Origin of the sequence: Sphingobacterium multivorum, assembly GCF_900457465.1 — a bacterium.
Lineage (GTDB): Bacteria > Bacteroidota > Bacteroidia > Sphingobacteriales > Sphingobacteriaceae > Sphingobacterium > Sphingobacterium multivorum.
The window spans coordinates 612,207-629,455 of sequence record NZ_UAUU01000008.1 but is presented as its reverse complement, the minus strand read 5'-3'; the positions used below and the strand labels follow the sequence as shown (position 1 = coordinate 629,455).

Below are 17,249 nucleotides of genomic sequence, written 5' to 3'. Positions count from 1 at the left end.
CTCAACGCACGATATGCGCACGACGAATATCCCGCAAGGGATCTTCACTGCCCACTTTGAGTTTCATTGCGGAGAAGCCGTTTTCTAAAGCACGCTTACAATTCTCCCGTACCTTTTCATCAGAATAGTTAAACCAGCCTACTGACGTATCATAGCCCACATAGCCCTTTTCAATAATCCCCATTCTTTTATGACCTGTAGCCATATTTGACTCCAGTAAGCTGATGGCCTCCGCCTTTGTCAACTCATCTTCCAAATAGGAAAGATCCAGCGTATTGACAATCTCTGCGGCGCTGAGCTCGGTTAACAATTTCCAAAGTGGAACTCCTCTCGTTTTAGCCCAAAGATCAAAACAGGCATTTGTTACCGAAGCTAAGGCCAAATGAACAACCCCTTTATGTGGACCCAACCAACGATACTGCTGTTCATTGCTCAACCTATTAAACAATTGACCAAAATCTGCCATAAGATCCTCAATTGGAATCCCTTTCAGTCGTTCGGCATAAAAAGCTGCGGCACGACAGACCAGCTCGTTCCCTGCACCCAGTGTAAAAGCCAGACCTGTCCCAACGCGCCCCTTATCATCGGCCAATCGGGTCACTGCATAAGAATAGATCGGATCTTTGTGTATCGCATCACTGCCTGCACCTGTAGCCAAAGGAAATCTTCGATCCCTGAATATCAAACGTCTTTATCATAAAATCTTAACGTGCTTATTTTTAGTATTTAGGTTAATCTATTTTGAATTATAACTTTAATTTCTCTTTTAATTTGCGTAAAATGTCAACATCCGAATCCTTTATGCGCCCCATTCGATTGGGACCAACGTTTAAGATCAGGATATTGTCTTGCGCAGTTGCGGTCTGATAAATCCCCGCAAGCTCTTCCAAAGACTTATACTTCTTGTCTGTCGTGTTATAGAACCAGCGTTCTCCAAGTACCACTGTTGTCTCAAAAGGCATATAGTAAGTGTTCCCCTGTGCCATAAAAAGCTTAGGGTCAGGATCGACCGGGAAGATATGGGTCGCCTAGCCTAAAGTCACTTGGAAAATAACGTATTGGGTAATAATTCTGCTGGTCTTTCGGCAAAACAATGTGTTTGTCCGTATTCTCAGGCGATCCGATGCTCCAGTTTATACCAATTTGACATCCAGGAACCTTTTTCCTTGATTAAATTATAGATCTCCTGCGTGGGCCATCGATAATTCTCTTTTTCCCAGCCTCCATCCAGCCAAAGCTCAACGATATCCGTATACTTTTTGGTCATATCCACCAGCTCATTGAGCTGGTTCAACATATATTGATTAATAGGCTGCATCTGCAGACCTGTCTTTAACATTGGGGTTCTGCTTTCGGTCCCATAAAGAATAATACAAGCCGAGGCGCATTCCCTGTTTGGCGCATTCTTTAGCCAGCTCCAGTACAACATTTGTTGCGTTCGAAGAGTTCGCTACAATCATAATCCGTATACTTGCTATCCCATAAACAAAAACCCTCGTGGTGTTTCGTTACCAAAATCATGTACTTCATCCCGGCTTCCTTTGCTGTCGAAACCCATTGTTTAACCTCAATTGCTGATGGAGCATATGTGCTGGCGGGTTTAGATCCGTCTGTCCACTCCTGATCATGAAATGTATTCATGCCAAAATGAACGAACATGCCATATTTTTGGTCAATCTGCGCCCGCTGATATGCATTGGGCCGTACCGATGGAACAGGTACAATAGCCTTTGTTTGAGCACCGACATGTATACCTAAAACAGCGAGTGCCAAACTAAATAATATTTTTTTTTCTCATGGTTACATTCTATTGGTTATTACTGCGTTTATTAATTTTCTTTTCTTTAGTCCGTATGGAATACCTCCGTCATACCAGACCAAATCTCCCCTTTCTCCTGTGCATCGGATAAGGGTTGCTGACAAGGATCCGTTTCCTTCCACCAGCGCTGTGTCTCTGGATCGGAAGCCATTTTTTGCATATCAAGCTTGATATTTTGTCCTGCATATTCAAAATAGCTGAAAAAGAAAAAATTGACCATCTATCTCCTTCAAAAAAATAGAATAATTGCGGATATGACATGCCTTGATCTTTCGAAGTACTGTGGGCCAAACTTTGGCATGAAGCTTTTTATAATACGCTACTTTCTCGGCTTTCAATCCTGTTATGGATGCATAGCGAGTCACGGAGCGACTGCTCTCTGTAGACCGGAAGGCTGTTGTACAGAGTACGACCAAGACGATCACAAGGATGTAAGGATACAATTTAGGATACATAAGTTCTGCGTTATTGTATAATTATACGTAGTTGTATAGTACTACTAAATTACGCGCTTAGCAGGACGGAGACTACTGCTAGATTGCTCATTTCTCCCACTATATTAACAATTTTACACATGTTTACTTATTTTTAAGGCAAAATAGGCTATATTGCCTGTTCTTAATTTAAAAATAACCAAACACATGAAACCTGTTTTCGCCAAAATTTTGGAAGGTGCAGCTATCACCACTTTTGCGACCAAAGATGTGCAACGCCCATTCTTCTCAACCGAATTTCATTTTCATAGCGCCTGCCAGATGACCTATATTGTGGAAAGTGAGGGAAAGCGGATTATTGGCGACAATGTGAGTAACTTTGTTTCCGATGAACTTACTTTTGTAGGATCTGATCTGCCACATGTCTGGCACAATAACACTATAAATTGCGCAGGCTCTACCATTGCGGAGACAAAAACTTCCCGTTCTTTAGCCTTGTATATAGAACCTAAATTAATGATTAAACTTTTAGGGCATTTCTTTCAAACACACAAAGTCGAAACCTTCTTTTCAGTCTCCAAACGCGGTCTCCTATTCCGTGGCGCAACAAAGGAACAATTGAAGGTAAAGCTAAAAAAGATCGTACAGCTGGATTATGGCTTTGAAAAAACTATTTTGTTACTAGAGATTATCGAATTGATGTTATCGACAGATGAATTTGATTACATTTCCAGCGCTGGATACACCCACAACTATAGCCCTATTGACAATAGCAAAAATTGACAGCATCTTTAAATTCGTATTTAACAACTATACCGGAGAAATTCAATTGGATCAAGTTGCGCAGCTCGCTAATATGTCAAAACACTCCTTTTGCCGTTATTTCAAATCCCGTACGCAGAAAACCTTCGTCCAATTTGTCAATGAGGTTCGCATCAGTGAATCCTGTAGATTGATTGTCGAAAACAAGCATCAAATCACACACATTGCTTATGCCTGTGGCTTCAACAGCCTTTCAAACTTCAATAAAATTTTCAAATCAATTAAAGGGATCACGCCAAGCCAATATAAGTCCCAGATATGTTAGAAAAGCGTCAAAACAAAGTTGCACTAATCAAAATTGACACGACCAAGATCTACACTAGCAGGACCATTCAAAAGCTTTCCATTCATTCCGAACCGTGAACCATGACAAGGACAGTCCCAGGACATTTCGGATGGGTTCCAGCTTACTGTACACCCCATATGCGGACAGACTGAGTTTACAGCATGCAACTCCCCTTCCATATCCCGACAAATAGCCAGTTTTCTCTCCCTATAGTGAACAATTTTACCTTCCGCTGGCTGTAAGCTTTCGACCTCCTTCAGCGATTCAGCCGAAAATTTGTCCATGATAAAATGTTTTGCAGCATTGACACCTTCCGATAATACCTGCTGTGCGCTCGCAACAGGTTTGATGCGGCTTGGTGACAGCAGTTCAGCCAGCGGATTCTCCTTTCCTTCCAATAAGTCAGGGATCACAAGTGACGCCATTGATCCAAATGTCATTCCATTACCGCCATAACCGGTGGCTATATACACATTATTTTCATTTGGCATACTGCCGATAAAGGGTAAGCCATCGGCTGAATCATAATATTGCGACGACCAACTTGCAGTAAGTTCATCATAGTCGAAATGCTGATCAACCCAAAGTTTTAGGTCGGCAAAATGTTGCTCTGTTTGTTGGTCGTCGCCAGTTTTATGATCAAAACCACCCACGATAAGGTAATGTTCTTTATCAGATCGATGATACCTAAAATAGTGGTAGGGATCATACAGATCCGCAGCTTGTCCCAATGCTTCAGGTTCCCCATGAAGCTTTAACGTCAGGACGTAACTTCGATAAGGTGCCAGTAAAAAATTGAATCTGTTTTTGCCTGGTGGCACATGGGTAGCCCAAATGATATTCTTTGCCGTATAAACCTCTTTTCCACTCAGCTTCAATTTGACCCTTCCATCTTCATTGCTATAGGTTTCAATTCCTCGACCCGTCAGTATTTCGCCGCCCTCACGACGATAGGCTTCGATCATGCCCGCAATATATCTCATGGGATGAAATTGTGCTTGTCCCTCAATGCATATTGCTTTTTCGAAAGGTATATCAAAAGGTATGGTTTCGACATAATGGGTAGGCAATCCCAATTGCTGATGGGCCGCGTAAATTTGCTCAAGCTGCTCGTTCTGTCCAGATTCTGCGCTAAAGAGAAAAAAGTCACATGTCGAATATGCACACTGTATGGAATATTTGGAAATGTTATCTTTTATATAATCTAAGACCTCAAGCGTCGCATTCAGAAGCAGCTGAGCGGGATCCTTTCCAAAATTTTCAATAATCTCATTGTAAGAAGCGTCATAAAAGTTATTGATATGGGCGGTGGTTCCTCCGGTTGTGCCAAACCCTGGATTCTCCTTGTCCAACAGTAGGCATTTTATGCCTCTATTCTGAAGTTCCTTGGCCAATGTTACACCAGTTATACCCGCCCCCACAACAATGGTATGGAAATCTAAAATGGCAGGGTCAGTCGAAAAATTTTCAATGTCAACATCCTGCCAAAAGCTCTTGTTCGTTCCGTCACGCTTCATAGTCATTATATTAAATTCAAAGAATCAGTCTTTGCTTTATTGCAAATACAACACGTCCAAGATAAGAACCATGCTATTCCACTTTCGTTTTAGCGGTTAAATACGTAAAAAAAAGAAGAAGTACGTCTTCCTTTGCGCCCCCAAACCAATGTATAAAATAGGCTGTTCCTTCATGAAATAACGAAGTGCTTCATTGCACCTTTAACACGATATACATTATGAAAATAAATGCGAAGGATTACGTCAACTCCATTTTACCGAGTTGGGTAAAAAATAAGAAAATAATTATTACTGGCGGCACCACCGGGATTGGCCGGGCGACCGCCCTACTTTTAGCCGCGATGGGTAACGATATTTTAATTTGCGGCCATCATCAAAACCAGTTGGACGATACGCTCCGTGATTTTAATCAATTGGAATGCACAGGTAAGATGGAAGGGATTGTAGTAGATCTGGCGACCGAAGAAGGCATACACATGCTCTTCAGGACATTTGACGAACAATATGATCGTTTGGATATTCTCATCAATAATGCGGCTATAGCCTTTCAGTCGGTTAAGGACGGAAGTTATTCGGATCAGGCCTACCTCCTTCGCACGAATGTGCTGGCCTATTTGGCTTGTACCCAAGCCGCGTTGTTACGGATGGAACCCCGCGGAACAGGACATATCCTCAATGTCGGATCAATGAGTGCAGATGTACGCGAAGCGCAGAGTTCTGTCTATGTCTGCTCGAAAGGAGGTATTCAAGCATTTACAGAATCGTTACGGAAGGAAGCCAATCCCAAGGGTATCCAGGTGTCGCTTGTTGAACCTGGATCAGTTGGAACAGATATGCAACCTTTTTCACCGGAGGAGCAGCAGGAAAAAATTGATCATTTAGAAATGCTCTATGCCGAAGATATCGCGCGTACCATAGCTTATATCCTATCTCAACCACTACGCACTTCCATCGTGCATACACAGGTTAAACCTTTGAGACAAATCATATAAGTCATCTGCGATTTTATCAACAAGAAAACAAATCCACTTAGTTGAAGGTCCTTAAAAAAATTTGTGTCATGAGAAAAAAGAAAAACTTGTTTGAACGATTCTCAAACTGGGCAACGCATGCCACCGGTAGTTCAGCCGCATTTATTATCGCAACTTCGACGGTGATCATCTGGGCCGTGAGCGGCCCCATATTCAATTATTCTGAAACCTGGCAACTGGTCATCAATACAGGTACGACCATTGTTACTTTTCTAATGGTATTTCTCATTCAAAAATCCAAAACAAGGATTCCAAAGCAATCCACCTGAAACTCAATGAACTGATAGCGTCCCATGAAGGCACCAGCAACCGAATGGTCAATCTGGAAGACTTAAGTGAAGAGGAATTGGATCAGCTCGCTAAGTTTTATGCGCACGTGGCGAAGCTCGCTCTGGAAGAAAGGGATCTCACCTGCACACACTCTATAGATGCCGCAAAGGAAAACCATGATTATAAAGTAAAGGTTCAAAAAGAAAACACAACCGCTCAGCAGACAAAAATCCGAACACGACGGACTAGTATTCAGCTTATTGATGACAAAAAAAATCCCCTTGAAGGGGATTTTTTTTGTCATGCTGTAATCGCTAATTTTTAGGGCTGTCCACCGCCGCCCGCGGCCCCATAAATTTGTCCGTTCGCATAACTTGCGTCTGCCGCAGCCAATTGCACATAGATTGAAGCAAGTTCGGCGGGTTGCCCCGGACGTCCCATGGGGGTATCACCTCCGAAATTCACCAGCTTTTCCTGCGTAGCACCACCACTCACCTGTAGTGCAGTCCAAATTGGACCGGGAGCCACGCCATTGACCCGTATGCCCTTTGGACCAAGCTGCTTGGCCAATGACCGAATATAGTTGGTGGTCGCAGCTTTTGTCTGTGCGTAGTCATACAAATCTTCCGAGGGGTCTGCGGCCTGTACCGATGTTGTACCGATAATTACAGCTCCAGGTTTAAGATGAGGCAAGGCTGCCTTAATAAGCCAGAAAGGTGCATAAATATTGGTTTTCATCGTGGCATCAAATTCCGCAGTGGTGATATCCAATATCGATAGTTTTGTCTGCTGCCGCGCCGCGTTGCTGACCAAAATATCCAGACCGCCGAGTTGAAGTACGGCGTCCTCAATCAGCCGAATACAAAACTCTTCTTTACGGAGATCTCCCGGAATAGCGACTGCCTTTCGGCCCGCCGCTTTTATCAAAGCGATGACTTCCTTCGCATCTTTCTCTTCCTCGGGCAAATAGTTGATGGCAACGTCGGCCCCTTCTCGTGCGTAAGCGATAGCTGCTGCACGTCCCATTCCCGAATCGCCCCCGGTGATCAATGCTTTGCGCCCTTGGAGCCTTCCTGATCCTTTATAACTATCCTCGCCATGATCCGGCCGGGGCTCCATTTCACTGCAGAGTCCAGGCCAGGGTTGAGACTGGCTCTTGAACGGCGGTTTTGGGTATTCTTTAACCGGATTGACCGGTCTGTCTTGGGTTTGGCCCGCTGAGCGATCGGGACTTCCAATGATACTCAATGCCAAGATTCCAGAACCTATTTTACCGATAGCAGCTCTTCTTCCCATATTATCTGAATACTTCATAGCTTTTTTCGTTTTTGGAAAAGGCCCAATGAAATTGAGCCTCTTATATTTATTCTACAGATGTGTTTTTACAAAAAATGCACGTTAATCATGTCCTTCAGTTTTCACAATCTTGTTATAGATGCCCAATAGAAGGAACGGTGCAGCCCATTGGCCTACAAATAGGGCGTTTTTATCGTTCGACATGCATTTTAATGCGGCAGATACACCCATCGCCAGCAATGCTGCGCCTAAAAATACGGTGGATGGTAGTTTAGAAGTTTGATCTTCTATCTTTTTGGTGATTTCACCTTCGTTTCCTGTATTTAATGCCATAACTTAAATTTTTGATTTTTTAATAGTGTTCACGCTAGGTCTATTGTACACTTATTCAGCTTTTGAATTGAGATTTGTATCGGCCAGCGCGCTAAGATCTTCATCACATTTCTTTTCTTCACCCAGTGTTTCAAGTAGTAATTTTAAGGCATCCTTATGTGTTAACACTTTCGCAAAAGCCGCCAATGTGCCATACGTGGCAATTTCGTAATGCTCCACCTTTTGGGCGGCAGCAATAATTGCTGCATCGCGGACAGATCCAGCTTCTGTTTCTTTCATAAGGCTTTCCGCCTCTTCAAGTAGCCCCGCCATAGCTTCGCATTTTTCGGCTTTTGCTTTCACTCCGATAAGCTCAAAACATTGCTCTAGGCGATCCACATGTGTTTCCGTTTCTGCCAGATGTTTAGAAATAGCAGATTTTAATTGTTCTGAACTTGCATTTTTCTCCATCTTAGGAAGTGCTTTCGTCAGCGCTTTTTCTGCCCAATAAATATCCTTTAATCCATCCTCAAATAATTCGGCTAGATCCTTCGCTGCCCCCGCTTCGGCAGGTACTTTTTTTCCTTCTGAATTAGCGTTTGAAGTTGCTGTGTTACCTGATTTTGTGTTTGTTTTACTTTTTTCTGCTGTTGCTGTTGTTGTTGCCATAATACTAAGTTTTTATGCTCAAACGAGCGGTTCGTCAAATAAACAGCTCTCAAACTCTTTTCGTTCGCCAGAACTGTGTAAATCCTGCAAATCACGCATATACCACATTTTATAAGTAAAAACACGTTTTTCAAAAATTTAAATGATAGCGAACAACAACGCTATAATTAACGTACAAATCATATGACAATGCGTACTAACACAGTTAACGATCTGTCAACAACAGTGGTTCATCAACAAACGATTATAAATTAAACGCAGTATGAATAAAAAATGTACAGTTCAGGATGTCCGTCCAGGTATGGCCATCCTCGCTTTAGCGATTGTAGCGCAATCAGGCCCCCAAAATCTACCGAACGATATTCCGGAAGAGCATGAAGAAGAACTACCGGAAAATACACCGGATCAGGAACCCGAAATTGATCAGGAAGATTTGGAAACGGATGAAGAATTAGACTTCGCAGTTGATGCAGAAGAACCTGAAATACCCCGACAGGATGATTTCGGTTTCGATGAGGAAATTGGTTCAGCAGGTGAAGATGAATTTCCAGAAGAAGATGAAAGAGATGAAAACGAGGGTGCTAATGATGCGGAAGGGCTGCCTACGCAACCGGTGACAACACCTTCTGATTTAGATGCAACACCCCTATAACGTGGACAAAAAAACAGAAGAACCCCGCTCTTTTTCCAGTGTCGGGGTTCATTGCACCCTATCCTATCTCAATAACTTTTTCTGAAAACCAAAACGGACAAGTCCCGCCGTATTCTTCGAACCGGTTTTTTCAATTAATTGCTGCCGATGGCCCTCCACGGTCCTTTTGCTCAAAAAAATTTGATCAGCTATTTCCGCATTTGTATGTCCTTCCGCAATTAATTCCAATACAGACAGTTCGCGTTCAGAGATGTCGTATCGTGTCATTATTGCTGTACGATCAATATCCAACTGTGCATACTTTGATAAGTTTCGGATCAAATCAATACTTAATGCTGCACTGATATATTGTTGCCCACGTTTTACCTGCTGAATTCCGAATAAAATCTCTTCTACATTGGAATCTTTCGATAAATAGCCATCAGCGCCAAGATTTAAAACCTCCTGAACAATCTGGATATTGTCTTCCATAGATAAAACAATGATTTTTATGGCTGGATAATGTTTTTTTACTTCTTGTATAAACTGAATGCCATCCATTACCTCCATATGGATATCAGTCAGGATGATGTCCGGTTTGGCTCCCTTGAGAAATTCCAGGGCTTTTTGACCATTCTCCATCCCCGCAATTACAGTTATATCTTCTTGCGCCTCTAATATTAATTGGAAACCGGATCGTACTAACGTATGGTCATCTACCAAAAGCAACTGTGTCATAGCTATCTGTTTTCTTTCTTTCGTTTAGTGATTGATTTTTGAACGAAACAGCTTTCAAGCCAAAAATGTTTTAAAAAAATAGCTCTTGGCAAATGCATACATAACATCAACGGAAAGATTTTGACCGCCGCCGCATTCTTTTTTCTGGAAAGGCGTGAGAGATGTCTCTGCTAGAGCATATAAATAATTGAAGTCGCGCTATTCCTCCACGAGGGAATTAGTACGATATGTTTGCGTAAGCACCACAATTTTTGCTTTAAATACGCAAAATAGGCTCTTTTCAAACGCTACCTTCCTCGCCGCTGTTCACTTGAAAACACAACGAAAGAAGAACATATGTTTACATCCATCATTATTGGCATCGTCTTTATTTTCTTAGCATCCTATATCGTCATCAATTATAGAAGAAAGGGAAATAATACGCGAAACAGAAAAAATCGTTAACATTTAAATAATAGTATCATGAAAATCATTTTAAAAACCCTGGGAATATTACTAGCCACCCTCGCCTGTATAGTTGTCGTTCAGGCGCAAGACAGTAATCCCGCTCAGCCACAGTCTGGAGATCTGGACTTTGCCAGCAAAGCCACGGCCAGCAACAATTTCGAACTGCAGGCGGCAAGCATTGCTCTTGCTAAATCGCAAAACCCAACGATCAAACAATATGCACAGATGATCACTGATGACCATACCGCTGCAGGAAATGAACTATCGACCATTGTAAAAAATAAAAATTGGCAGCTGCGTACGAGTGACGATCAAAATTATAAAGCCATGATCGACCAACTCAATAAGGCCGACACAGCCAATTTTGACCGCGTTTACACTGATCTGATGGTTAAGAGCCATCGAGATGCAATTTCACTTTTCAAAGATGCAAGCGCAGGCACAGCAATTACAGATGCTGACCTGAAGAAATTTGCCACCGATAAAATTCCGGCGTTCGAAAAGCACCTTGATCAGCTTAAAAATTGGCAACCTTCAGATCCTTCGATAAGTGACATGCCCATTACACCAAATGCGCCATCCCCAGCAATCAAGAATAAGGTACCAAAACCGACATTAAAATAACAACATATTTTTTCCAATCATTCACTCCGGAGGACAAAGCCATTACGGCTCTGTCCTTCGCTATTTCTTACATCACATGGAACAGACATTCGACTACATACACGAACTCCTTAATAGACAAATGGCGCTACGTGCCAAAATTGAAGAAAGCCCTATTGCAGGCGAAATAAAAATGAGCTATGGACGGGATTTTTATCAGGAAGAAGTGCGCTCCACGGGGCTAGCGATGATTCGCGACGGCTGGGATATGGAGGGCGAACAACTGATCCTCGATTTTGTGCATGAACACTATCCAATGCGGGTTAAAGATGAACTTACCTGGATTAATAAAATGATGCATTACCTAGCGGCTGTTACCGACACCTTTATCGATAATCTACATGCCGAGGGCTACCGTTTTTTACAGGGAAATGTAGACATGCCCAATGAACACGCGATATTCTACCCAGTCCATGAACTAGATGCATTCGGAAAATTATCCCAAGAACTCGGAATGAATACCATCGTAGATCTGAAAATATCAAATCAATTAGAACAGTTGCAAGGTTGGATCTATTATCGTTCGGGAAGTAACTAATTTTGTTTAAGCCGAGGTAACTTTTGAATCATGAAATACGGCTTCGGCTTTAACTTGCTCAAGAAACTTACTCCTAAACCATTCAATCTGTTGCACGTTCTGTAAACCTACCTGAATTGATACAACATAGGCATCCGCCGTAATATCCTTTGTTAAAATTTTCATGGGCAGGCTTCTGTCGATCTCCTTAAAGCTAGTAATGGTATCTTCCAACCACTTTTTCCACTCTTCGATGCTGCGTGCCGTAACGATGGTCAACTGAAGATTCAGACGGATATCCGATTCTTCGAACGTCCAGTTGACCAGGCGACCGGAAAGGAGATCTCCATTTGGTATAATAACTTGGGCCCCTTGGTCTGTTAATAAGGTGCTCGATCGGATACCCACCTGCATGACCTGCCCTTTTTTATCAGCAAGTTCCACATAATCCCCCACTTTAAACGGACGTTCAAATACCAAAATCACACCTGAAACAAAATTGTTGATAATATTCTGCAGGCCTAAACCTATCCCCACACTTAATGCACCGACAATGACGGTCAGCTTGTCAACTCCCAACCCCAGAATACGTATTCCTATGAGGAAGCCAACAATAAAAATGACAACACGTACGAGTGGTAATAAGGCTGTTCGGCGCTGATTTTTTTTCGCGTCGGGCTGATCAAGAAGGTCTTTTAAATTTTTTTGTATCCAATTTGCTGTCCATATGACTGCAAATGCTAAAAGCACATCGCCATACGTATAATTAACACCACCAATGGTGTGGGTATTATTTAACAAGCGATCCCCAAGTCGACGAATTTCACTTGTGATATGCAAGGTGTTGGCCCAGATAATAATGACCAATATACCCGCAAATAGGCCAATAATACGACGGAGTGCGGCAAGTATCTTCTGCTTATCAAAGCGATTTATAAAACGGTCTTCTTTCGAATTTTCATAAGAGTTGAGTAAATCATGAGACAGCATGTCGCGGAATGCATGCAGGGAGAATGCTTGCAATAGCCCTACAGCTCCAGCGATACTGCATGTACGGGCCAGATTTAGAAAACCAAACAGATTAAATATAATGGCGGCCATACTGATAATTAGCAGTAACCATCGTGAAAAGGGGCGCAGATAATCAAAAGGTATTTTTCCGTCGACCTTCCGCCCGAGGTGCCAAAGCAGGCAAATACCCGATAAATTGATCAACATGACAATAATTCGCGACATCCAACCTGTATCCAGCACTAGATTGCTGGCAAGTACCAATAGATAATAAAAAAATACATACTGCATCATCTTCAGATGCTGATTGGATAACTCCGAGCGAATCAAAAGATATAGAAAGCCGAAAATAAGCAGATAGCTCAATTCGAGCACGATCACGGGGATTCTAAGGGAAGTCAGTGGCAGGAGAATAAGGAAAAAGACCGCAAACTTGAGGACAGGAATCCACCACGGTTGATTGCGATGTAAGGGCAATGTCTCTTCGGCCCCTATGGCACGTCTGCGCATCTGATAAAGCCAATAAAAATAAATAAGGCTCAGTAGGATAAGGAGGAAACGACCATCCCAGGCACTATCGTAGTAACGCTGCGATAGTCCATCCTGCTCCAGGTTCTTTTGTATTATACTTTTCCAGTGATACCAAAAGGTTCCTTCTTGCGCTGCCTGAGTCACATTCTGCTGCTGCTCGGCCTTGTCGCCAAGGTCTTGCATGTCCAACAGGAGCGATTCAATATCACGTTCTAGTGTTGCGGCACTATCTTGCACCGCCCGCCATGAGTTGGCCGTGGAGTCCTGGGGCACCGTTTGCTTGCGCAACACCGTAACTTTTCCCTGTAGATCATGCACAGCGGGTTTAACCAGGCTGATATACTGCTGTACTTGACTGGGCACGAGCCGACCATCATCCGGCCGCTGCCAGGCGACTCCTCGCTTTACACTGTCCAATCCAGTATAATAACGATCAACCTGCTCACGCCATTGTTCCAAAAAGTTTCTAGCCGAGGCCAGTGGATTACTCGGCAACGAATCAAGAATACTGACCGAATCCTTCGATCGCTCAACGGAATCGGCCTTTTGTGCGTGCACCGTATAAAAAAATAGGCTAAGCTGGATGACCAAGCTTAGCCTTAGCATGGCGCAAATTATTGGGCCCATAATCTTTTACGTTTTAAATTTGTCTTTATGTTTAATCGGGTTTAGCCGGAGAAGGCTGCCGCTGCAAAGAATCGGTGCTGTCCCGGCCAAGCGAGTCATTTATACCAACACCAACCTGCCCATCATCGGGTGTATTGGAGGAATCATAGCTACCGTTTGCCTGATTGCCTTTATTGCTGCTATTGCCGCATCCCCATAGTCCAAGGATTGCCAATATCAATAAACTAATCTTTTTCATATGTTTTGAGTTTAAGTATGAAATTATTCGAAAAGTGAACAGTGCAAAAAAAACAATGGTTCTCTTTAGTTCGCATTTAAGTAAAAATATCTCCCTATCGTAGAAGTACGCAACAGGTCAAACGTCGACAAACGCGTGTTCATGTTACTCAATGCTGCCTGTTCAATCCTCAGCTTTAGTTCGATCCAAATTGTCCAATGGTACAGCTTCCTGTGCGGTCCCAGCCTTATTTTTAGTCGTATCTTTTCCACGGCTACGGTGAATATTGTCTAATGGTAGACCATTCTGGTTGACTGTTGTATCTACTTTCTGTTCCTTTTCGCTACTTTTGGTTCTATTATCGCAAGATGTTGCTGCCACAGCTGCGAATGCGATGGCCAAATACAAATATTTAATCATAGTTTTTAACTTTTATTATTATTCGTTACCCCTTCCCCGTTTCGCTATGTGGAGCATCAACGGGCTTTGATTCAGGTGATCCTTTTTGACGTAGGAAAATGGTGAATACAACAATGGCCAAAACAGACAAAAATTCACTTTGCCAGTTCTGGAAAGTTTCAAACCAAAATTGAGGCATAATGAGGTACGTCCATGCGTCATCTACCGGTAAACCTTCAAGCCGCTGTTCGGTGTTGTGCTGTCTCCAGCTTCCATAAAAGTGCATAACCCAACTCCCCAAAAAAAGTAGCGCAAAGCAAATGAATAGCGATGAACTATATAATTTCAACAGCCAGCCACCTTTTCTAACAGGATAAGGGGTATTCGGGCCGGGCTGCGGTTCACGGTCTACCTCTACTTTTTCCCCTATTTTTTTTGATTCAGCAGAGCCCCATTGGCGTAATCCCACCGTCAGAATCACATACATCGCCATCTGCAGAAATTCACTCTCAAAATTTTCAAAAGTTGCGGATGTAAAATGTCCTGTGCCCAAATAATTAACGATATCCAGCGGTGCCTGATTGGCCTCCAGCAACTCTTCATTATGTACTTTCCAACCCGTAAAACATTGCATGCCTAGGGAAAAGACAAAAAGCGCTGCAAACACCAGGCTTAGGCCATTACGATAAAAAAAAGAATAATTTTTCTTGTTTTCCATAGCAAGATTTATTTTATTATTAAGTACATATAACTTCAATAAAAACTTAACTATTAAGTATTCATGCCTTTTCCTTGAGTATAAAACTTATTCGCCCATTCGGCTCCATCAAAGCCATATCCACTTCATCGAGGTGCTTACTATTTGTCTCTAACCGCAAGCTCGTCAGTAGATCAGTACGGCTTACCCCCAACCGGTCCATTTGATCCCATTGGATTTTACCGTTCTTGTATAAAACAGCGGGCTTACCTTTTACCATATTACCCAAATAGGGAAGCCTGGCCGATACCTGGGCTAGGATTTTATTGACAATAATCATCACGAAGCCGGCAAACACGGTTGACAGGAATGGCGAAGCGCCAACTATTCCCCGCGCTAATACCGCACCTAGCATAATAATGATGACGAAATCTACTCCAGACTTTCGGCCGAGAATTCGAATTCCGCCCAATCGAACCAAAAAAAGTGCGATGATAAACATCATAAACGCACGCGCCCCCATTTGTATCATCGTCAGGTCTTCACCAGAGCCAAAAAAACTGTCCATATTTTTATACCGTTTAGATCGTTGTTATACGCCCATCTTCATCATGAAGCAATGTGCTCTTTATTTCAAAATAGCCTACTTTATCTCAGAACATCGGTAGGAGCCTTCCCTGTTCCCTCATTTTTCAAATTGAGTACTTTTACCTATTCAACAGGCGGATAATACGTTTTCATCGACAGTCAACAAACTACTGCATTTAATTGACTGTCTTTAAGAAAAGCAAACGATATGATTCATTTAGATAATCCACCTGAAGATTGTCTCGCCTTCTTTCAGGATACATTGCGGCTGCTCCAGGATAGCGGAGCTCAATTTATGGTGGGCGGTGGTTTAGCCATGTTTCACTACACGGGGATCATACGGCCTATTAAGGATATGGATATCTTTTGCAAAAGCAGCGAATACCCAAAAATTCTTAAACATCTTGCCGCTAATGGTTATGAGACCGAATTGACAGATGTGCGATGGCTCGCCAAGATTTACAAAGACCCCTATTTCATTGATATTATTTTCGATAGTGTTAATCACAATTGCACTGTTGAGCAGGATTGGTTTGACAGAGCACCTGAAGGTACTCTTTTTGATGCTGATGTACGTTATGTACCAGCAGAAGAGCTAGTATGGTGTAAGCTATATGTACAAAACAGAGAGCGGCATGACAGCGCCGATATTAACCATATTTGGCTAAAATATGGAAAAAGTTTGGACTGGAACCATTTACTAACGCGAATGGATCAACATTGGCACCTCTTGTTGGCTCAAATGCTCATCTTTCAGTTTACTTATCCGCATGACTATCGCGATATTCTCCCAAAAGACTTATTTGATGAGCTCATTAAACGCGCAGCGGATCAATATGAATTGCCTCCTTGTTTGGAGAAAGTTTGTCTGGGACCCTTGATAGATCAAACGCAATATGAAATTGATATTAAAGAATGGGATTATAAGTCATACACAATAAAAACTGTTTAATATGAACAAGAAGACAACCATAGCCGCATTGGGCGATATACATATGAATGCAAACCAGCACGGAAAATGGAAAACCAAATTTGAGGAGATTTCGGAGAAGGCTAAAGTCCTTTTACTTTGCGGTGATCTAACGGATACGGGGGATGAAGAAGAAGCAGAATTACTTGTTGCTGAACTCCAATCTATTAAGGTTCCAGTCATCGCCGTACTGGGAAATCACGACTATGAGAAAGGACGACAAAAGCAGATCCGCCAAATTTTGACAGACAGTAAAATTACGGTCTTGGATGGTGAAGCTATCGTGATCGAAAATATTGGTTTTGCTGGCGTAAAGGGCTTTGGCGGTGGTTTTGACCGTTATATGTTATCAATGTTTGGTGAAGGTGCCATGAAAAGTTTTGTGCAGGAAGCCGTAAACGAATCGTTGCTTTTAGATCGAGCTTTGGCGCGCCTCGAACAAGAACATGCAGACATAAAAAAGTTGCCTTAATGCATTACGCGCCCATTGCTGAAACTGTTTTAGGTGAGCCCGACCAAATTTATCCTTTTTTAGGGTCAACGCATTTAATGGAACCTTTGCAACGGCGTAAAGTAAGTGCTGCCTTCCACGGGCACGCGCATGCCGGAAAATTCAAGGCCCTGTCCCCTTCTGGAATACCGATTTACAATGTGGCAGTGCCTGTATTGAAAGCACATCACGAGGACGATACCAGCTTTGCACTTGTCGATATTTAAAGGCAATTTATTTCAAACCTTCGCCGATTTACATCCGTTC

General features: G+C 42.6%; 25 protein-coding genes and 1 pseudogene. 10 read left to right on the top strand and 16 right to left on the bottom strand.

Features of this window, described 5'->3' with window-relative positions:
- Position 1 precedes the first annotated feature (1 nt).
- From DTA23_RS29030 to DTA23_RS27700, 6 genes are all read right to left on the bottom strand, one after another.
- The gene (locus DTA23_RS29030) at positions 2 to 685 is read right to left on the bottom strand and encodes an enolase-like domain-containing protein (RefSeq protein WP_256603448.1); all 684 of its coding nucleotides are present in this window, start codon (positions 683 to 685) and stop codon (positions 2 to 4) included.
- A 61-nt stretch (positions 686 to 746) separates the two neighbouring features.
- Positions 747 to 986: an alpha-L-fucosidase gene (locus tag DTA23_RS27720; protein ID WP_218565370.1), complete on the bottom strand. Its 240-nt coding sequence runs from the start codon at positions 984 to 986 to the stop codon at positions 747 to 749.
- Between the two features lie 125 nt (positions 987 to 1,111).
- Positions 1,112 to 1,339, bottom strand: coding sequence for an alpha-L-fucosidase (locus DTA23_RS27715; RefSeq protein WP_218565369.1), 228 nt, complete (start codon positions 1,337 to 1,339; stop codon positions 1,112 to 1,114).
- Positions 1,340 to 1,407: 68 nt separating this feature from the next.
- Entirely contained in the window at positions 1,408 to 1,773 is a 366-nt protein-coding gene (locus DTA23_RS27710; protein ID WP_218565368.1) for an alpha-L-fucosidase, read from the bottom strand.
- Between the two features lie 71 nt (positions 1,774 to 1,844).
- Positions 1,845 to 1,979 (bottom strand): L-rhamnose mutarotase, encoded by a 135-nt coding sequence (locus tag DTA23_RS27705; protein WP_256603446.1) that lies wholly within the window; start codon positions 1,977 to 1,979, stop codon positions 1,845 to 1,847.
- A 28-nt stretch (positions 1,980 to 2,007) separates the two neighbouring features.
- Positions 2,008 to 2,274, bottom strand: coding sequence for an L-rhamnose mutarotase (locus DTA23_RS27700; protein WP_218565366.1), 267 nt, complete (start codon positions 2,272 to 2,274; stop codon positions 2,008 to 2,010).
- Positions 2,275 to 2,460: 186 nt separating this feature from the next.
- Here DTA23_RS27700 and DTA23_RS11305 point away from each other — a divergent pair, with 186 nt between their 5' ends.
- Positions 2,461 to 3,036 carry a cupin domain-containing protein gene (locus DTA23_RS11305; protein WP_112374757.1) on the top strand — a complete coding sequence of 192 codons (576 nt, stop codon included), beginning with the start codon at positions 2,461 to 2,463 and terminating at the stop codon, positions 3,034 to 3,036.
- Entirely contained in the window at positions 3,017 to 3,340 is a 324-nt protein-coding gene (locus DTA23_RS11300; protein WP_172462389.1) for a helix-turn-helix domain-containing protein, read from the top strand. Before DTA23_RS11305 ends, DTA23_RS11300 begins: the two co-directional genes overlap by 20 nt.
- Positions 3,341 to 3,363: 23 nt before the next feature.
- On the opposite strand, the gene DTA23_RS11295 is transcribed toward DTA23_RS11300, so the two are convergent.
- Positions 3,364 to 4,878, bottom strand: coding sequence for an FAD-dependent oxidoreductase (locus DTA23_RS11295; RefSeq protein WP_172462388.1), 1,515 nt, complete (start codon positions 4,876 to 4,878; stop codon positions 3,364 to 3,366).
- A gap of 218 nt (positions 4,879 to 5,096) precedes the next feature.
- Here DTA23_RS11295 and DTA23_RS11290 point away from each other — a divergent pair, with 218 nt between their 5' ends.
- Positions 5,097 to 5,870 (top strand): SDR family oxidoreductase, encoded by a 774-nt coding sequence (locus DTA23_RS11290; protein WP_112374754.1) that lies wholly within the window; start codon positions 5,097 to 5,099, stop codon positions 5,868 to 5,870.
- Positions 5,871 to 5,938: 68 nt separating this feature from the next.
- Positions 5,939 to 6,504: pseudogene (locus DTA23_RS11285) on the top strand (low affinity iron permease family protein).
- Here DTA23_RS11285 and DTA23_RS11280 read toward each other — a convergent pair.
- The 3 genes from DTA23_RS11280 to DTA23_RS11270 form a co-directional block, all read right to left on the bottom strand.
- Entirely contained in the window at positions 6,501 to 7,493 is a 993-nt protein-coding gene (locus DTA23_RS11280) for an SDR family oxidoreductase (RefSeq protein WP_112374753.1), read from the bottom strand. The pseudogene DTA23_RS11285 and the gene DTA23_RS11280 sit on opposite strands and share 4 nt — an antisense overlap.
- An 84-nt stretch (positions 7,494 to 7,577) precedes the next feature.
- Positions 7,578 to 7,808, bottom strand: coding sequence for a hypothetical protein (locus tag DTA23_RS11275; protein ID WP_046676326.1), 231 nt, complete (start codon positions 7,806 to 7,808; stop codon positions 7,578 to 7,580).
- A 51-nt stretch (positions 7,809 to 7,859) separates the two neighbouring features.
- The gene (locus DTA23_RS11270; RefSeq protein ID WP_070564375.1) at positions 7,860 to 8,456 is read right to left on the bottom strand and encodes a YciE/YciF ferroxidase family protein; all 597 of its coding nucleotides are present in this window, start codon (positions 8,454 to 8,456) and stop codon (positions 7,860 to 7,862) included.
- 262 nt (positions 8,457 to 8,718) lie between these two features.
- Here DTA23_RS11270 and DTA23_RS11265 point away from each other — a divergent pair, with 262 nt between their 5' ends.
- Positions 8,719 to 9,108, top strand: a complete 390-nt coding sequence (locus tag DTA23_RS11265; protein ID WP_112374752.1) for a hypothetical protein — start codon at positions 8,719 to 8,721, stop codon at positions 9,106 to 9,108.
- A 63-nt stretch (positions 9,109 to 9,171) separates the two neighbouring features.
- On the opposite strand, the gene DTA23_RS11260 is transcribed toward DTA23_RS11265, so the two are convergent.
- Positions 9,172 to 9,825: a response regulator transcription factor gene (locus tag DTA23_RS11260; RefSeq protein WP_112374751.1), complete on the bottom strand. Its 654-nt coding sequence runs from the start codon at positions 9,823 to 9,825 to the stop codon at positions 9,172 to 9,174.
- Positions 9,826 to 10,287: 462 nt separating this feature from the next.
- Between DTA23_RS11260 and DTA23_RS11255 the strand changes: the two genes are divergently transcribed.
- Positions 10,288 to 10,896, top strand: coding sequence for a DUF4142 domain-containing protein (locus DTA23_RS11255; protein WP_070564381.1), 609 nt, complete (start codon positions 10,288 to 10,290; stop codon positions 10,894 to 10,896).
- Between the two features lie 76 nt (positions 10,897 to 10,972).
- Complete coding sequence (locus tag DTA23_RS11250) at positions 10,973 to 11,473, top strand: hypothetical protein (RefSeq protein ID WP_070564384.1); 501 nt, start codon at positions 10,973 to 10,975, stop codon at positions 11,471 to 11,473.
- Between the two features lie 6 nt (positions 11,474 to 11,479).
- Here the strand turns inward: DTA23_RS11250 and DTA23_RS11245 are convergent, their stop codons facing one another.
- The 5 genes from DTA23_RS11245 to DTA23_RS11225 all read right to left on the bottom strand — a co-directional run bounded on the left by DTA23_RS11245 (position 11,480) and on the right by DTA23_RS11225 (position 15,502).
- Positions 11,480 to 13,621: a mechanosensitive ion channel family protein gene (locus DTA23_RS11245; protein WP_112374750.1), complete on the bottom strand. Its 2,142-nt coding sequence runs from the start codon at positions 13,619 to 13,621 to the stop codon at positions 11,480 to 11,482.
- Between the two features lie 31 nt (positions 13,622 to 13,652).
- A complete protein-coding gene (locus DTA23_RS11240) occupies positions 13,653 to 13,859 on the bottom strand; it encodes a hypothetical protein (RefSeq protein WP_046676320.1) in 207 nt (68 codons plus the stop codon).
- A 162-nt stretch (positions 13,860 to 14,021) separates the two neighbouring features.
- Positions 14,022 to 14,258: a hypothetical protein gene (locus tag DTA23_RS11235; protein ID WP_070564390.1), complete on the bottom strand. Its 237-nt coding sequence runs from the start codon at positions 14,256 to 14,258 to the stop codon at positions 14,022 to 14,024.
- A 25-nt stretch (positions 14,259 to 14,283) separates the two neighbouring features.
- Positions 14,284 to 14,955, bottom strand: a complete 672-nt coding sequence (locus tag DTA23_RS11230) for a DUF6766 family protein (protein WP_070564393.1) — start codon at positions 14,953 to 14,955, stop codon at positions 14,284 to 14,286.
- Positions 14,956 to 15,016: 61 nt separating this feature from the next.
- Positions 15,017 to 15,502: a DUF421 domain-containing protein gene (locus tag DTA23_RS11225; RefSeq protein WP_112374749.1), complete on the bottom strand. Its 486-nt coding sequence runs from the start codon at positions 15,500 to 15,502 to the stop codon at positions 15,017 to 15,019.
- A 228-nt stretch (positions 15,503 to 15,730) separates the two neighbouring features.
- Here DTA23_RS11225 and DTA23_RS11220 point away from each other — a divergent pair, with 228 nt between their 5' ends.
- The 3 genes from DTA23_RS11220 to DTA23_RS29025 are packed head-to-tail and all read left to right on the top strand — an operon-like array spanning position 15,731 to position 17,209.
- Positions 15,731 to 16,474 carry a nucleotidyltransferase domain-containing protein gene (locus DTA23_RS11220; protein ID WP_112374748.1) on the top strand — a complete coding sequence of 248 codons (744 nt, stop codon included), beginning with the start codon at positions 15,731 to 15,733 and terminating at the stop codon, positions 16,472 to 16,474.
- Between the two features lies 1 nt (position 16,475).
- A complete protein-coding gene (locus DTA23_RS11215) occupies positions 16,476 to 16,964 on the top strand; it encodes a metallophosphoesterase family protein (RefSeq protein WP_256603440.1) in 489 nt (162 codons plus the stop codon).
- A complete protein-coding gene (locus DTA23_RS29025; RefSeq protein WP_256603438.1) occupies positions 16,964 to 17,209 on the top strand; it encodes a hypothetical protein in 246 nt (81 codons plus the stop codon). The genes DTA23_RS11215 and DTA23_RS29025 overlap by 1 nt, the downstream gene beginning before the upstream one ends.
- The last annotated feature ends 40 nt before the right edge of the window (positions 17,210 to 17,249 follow it).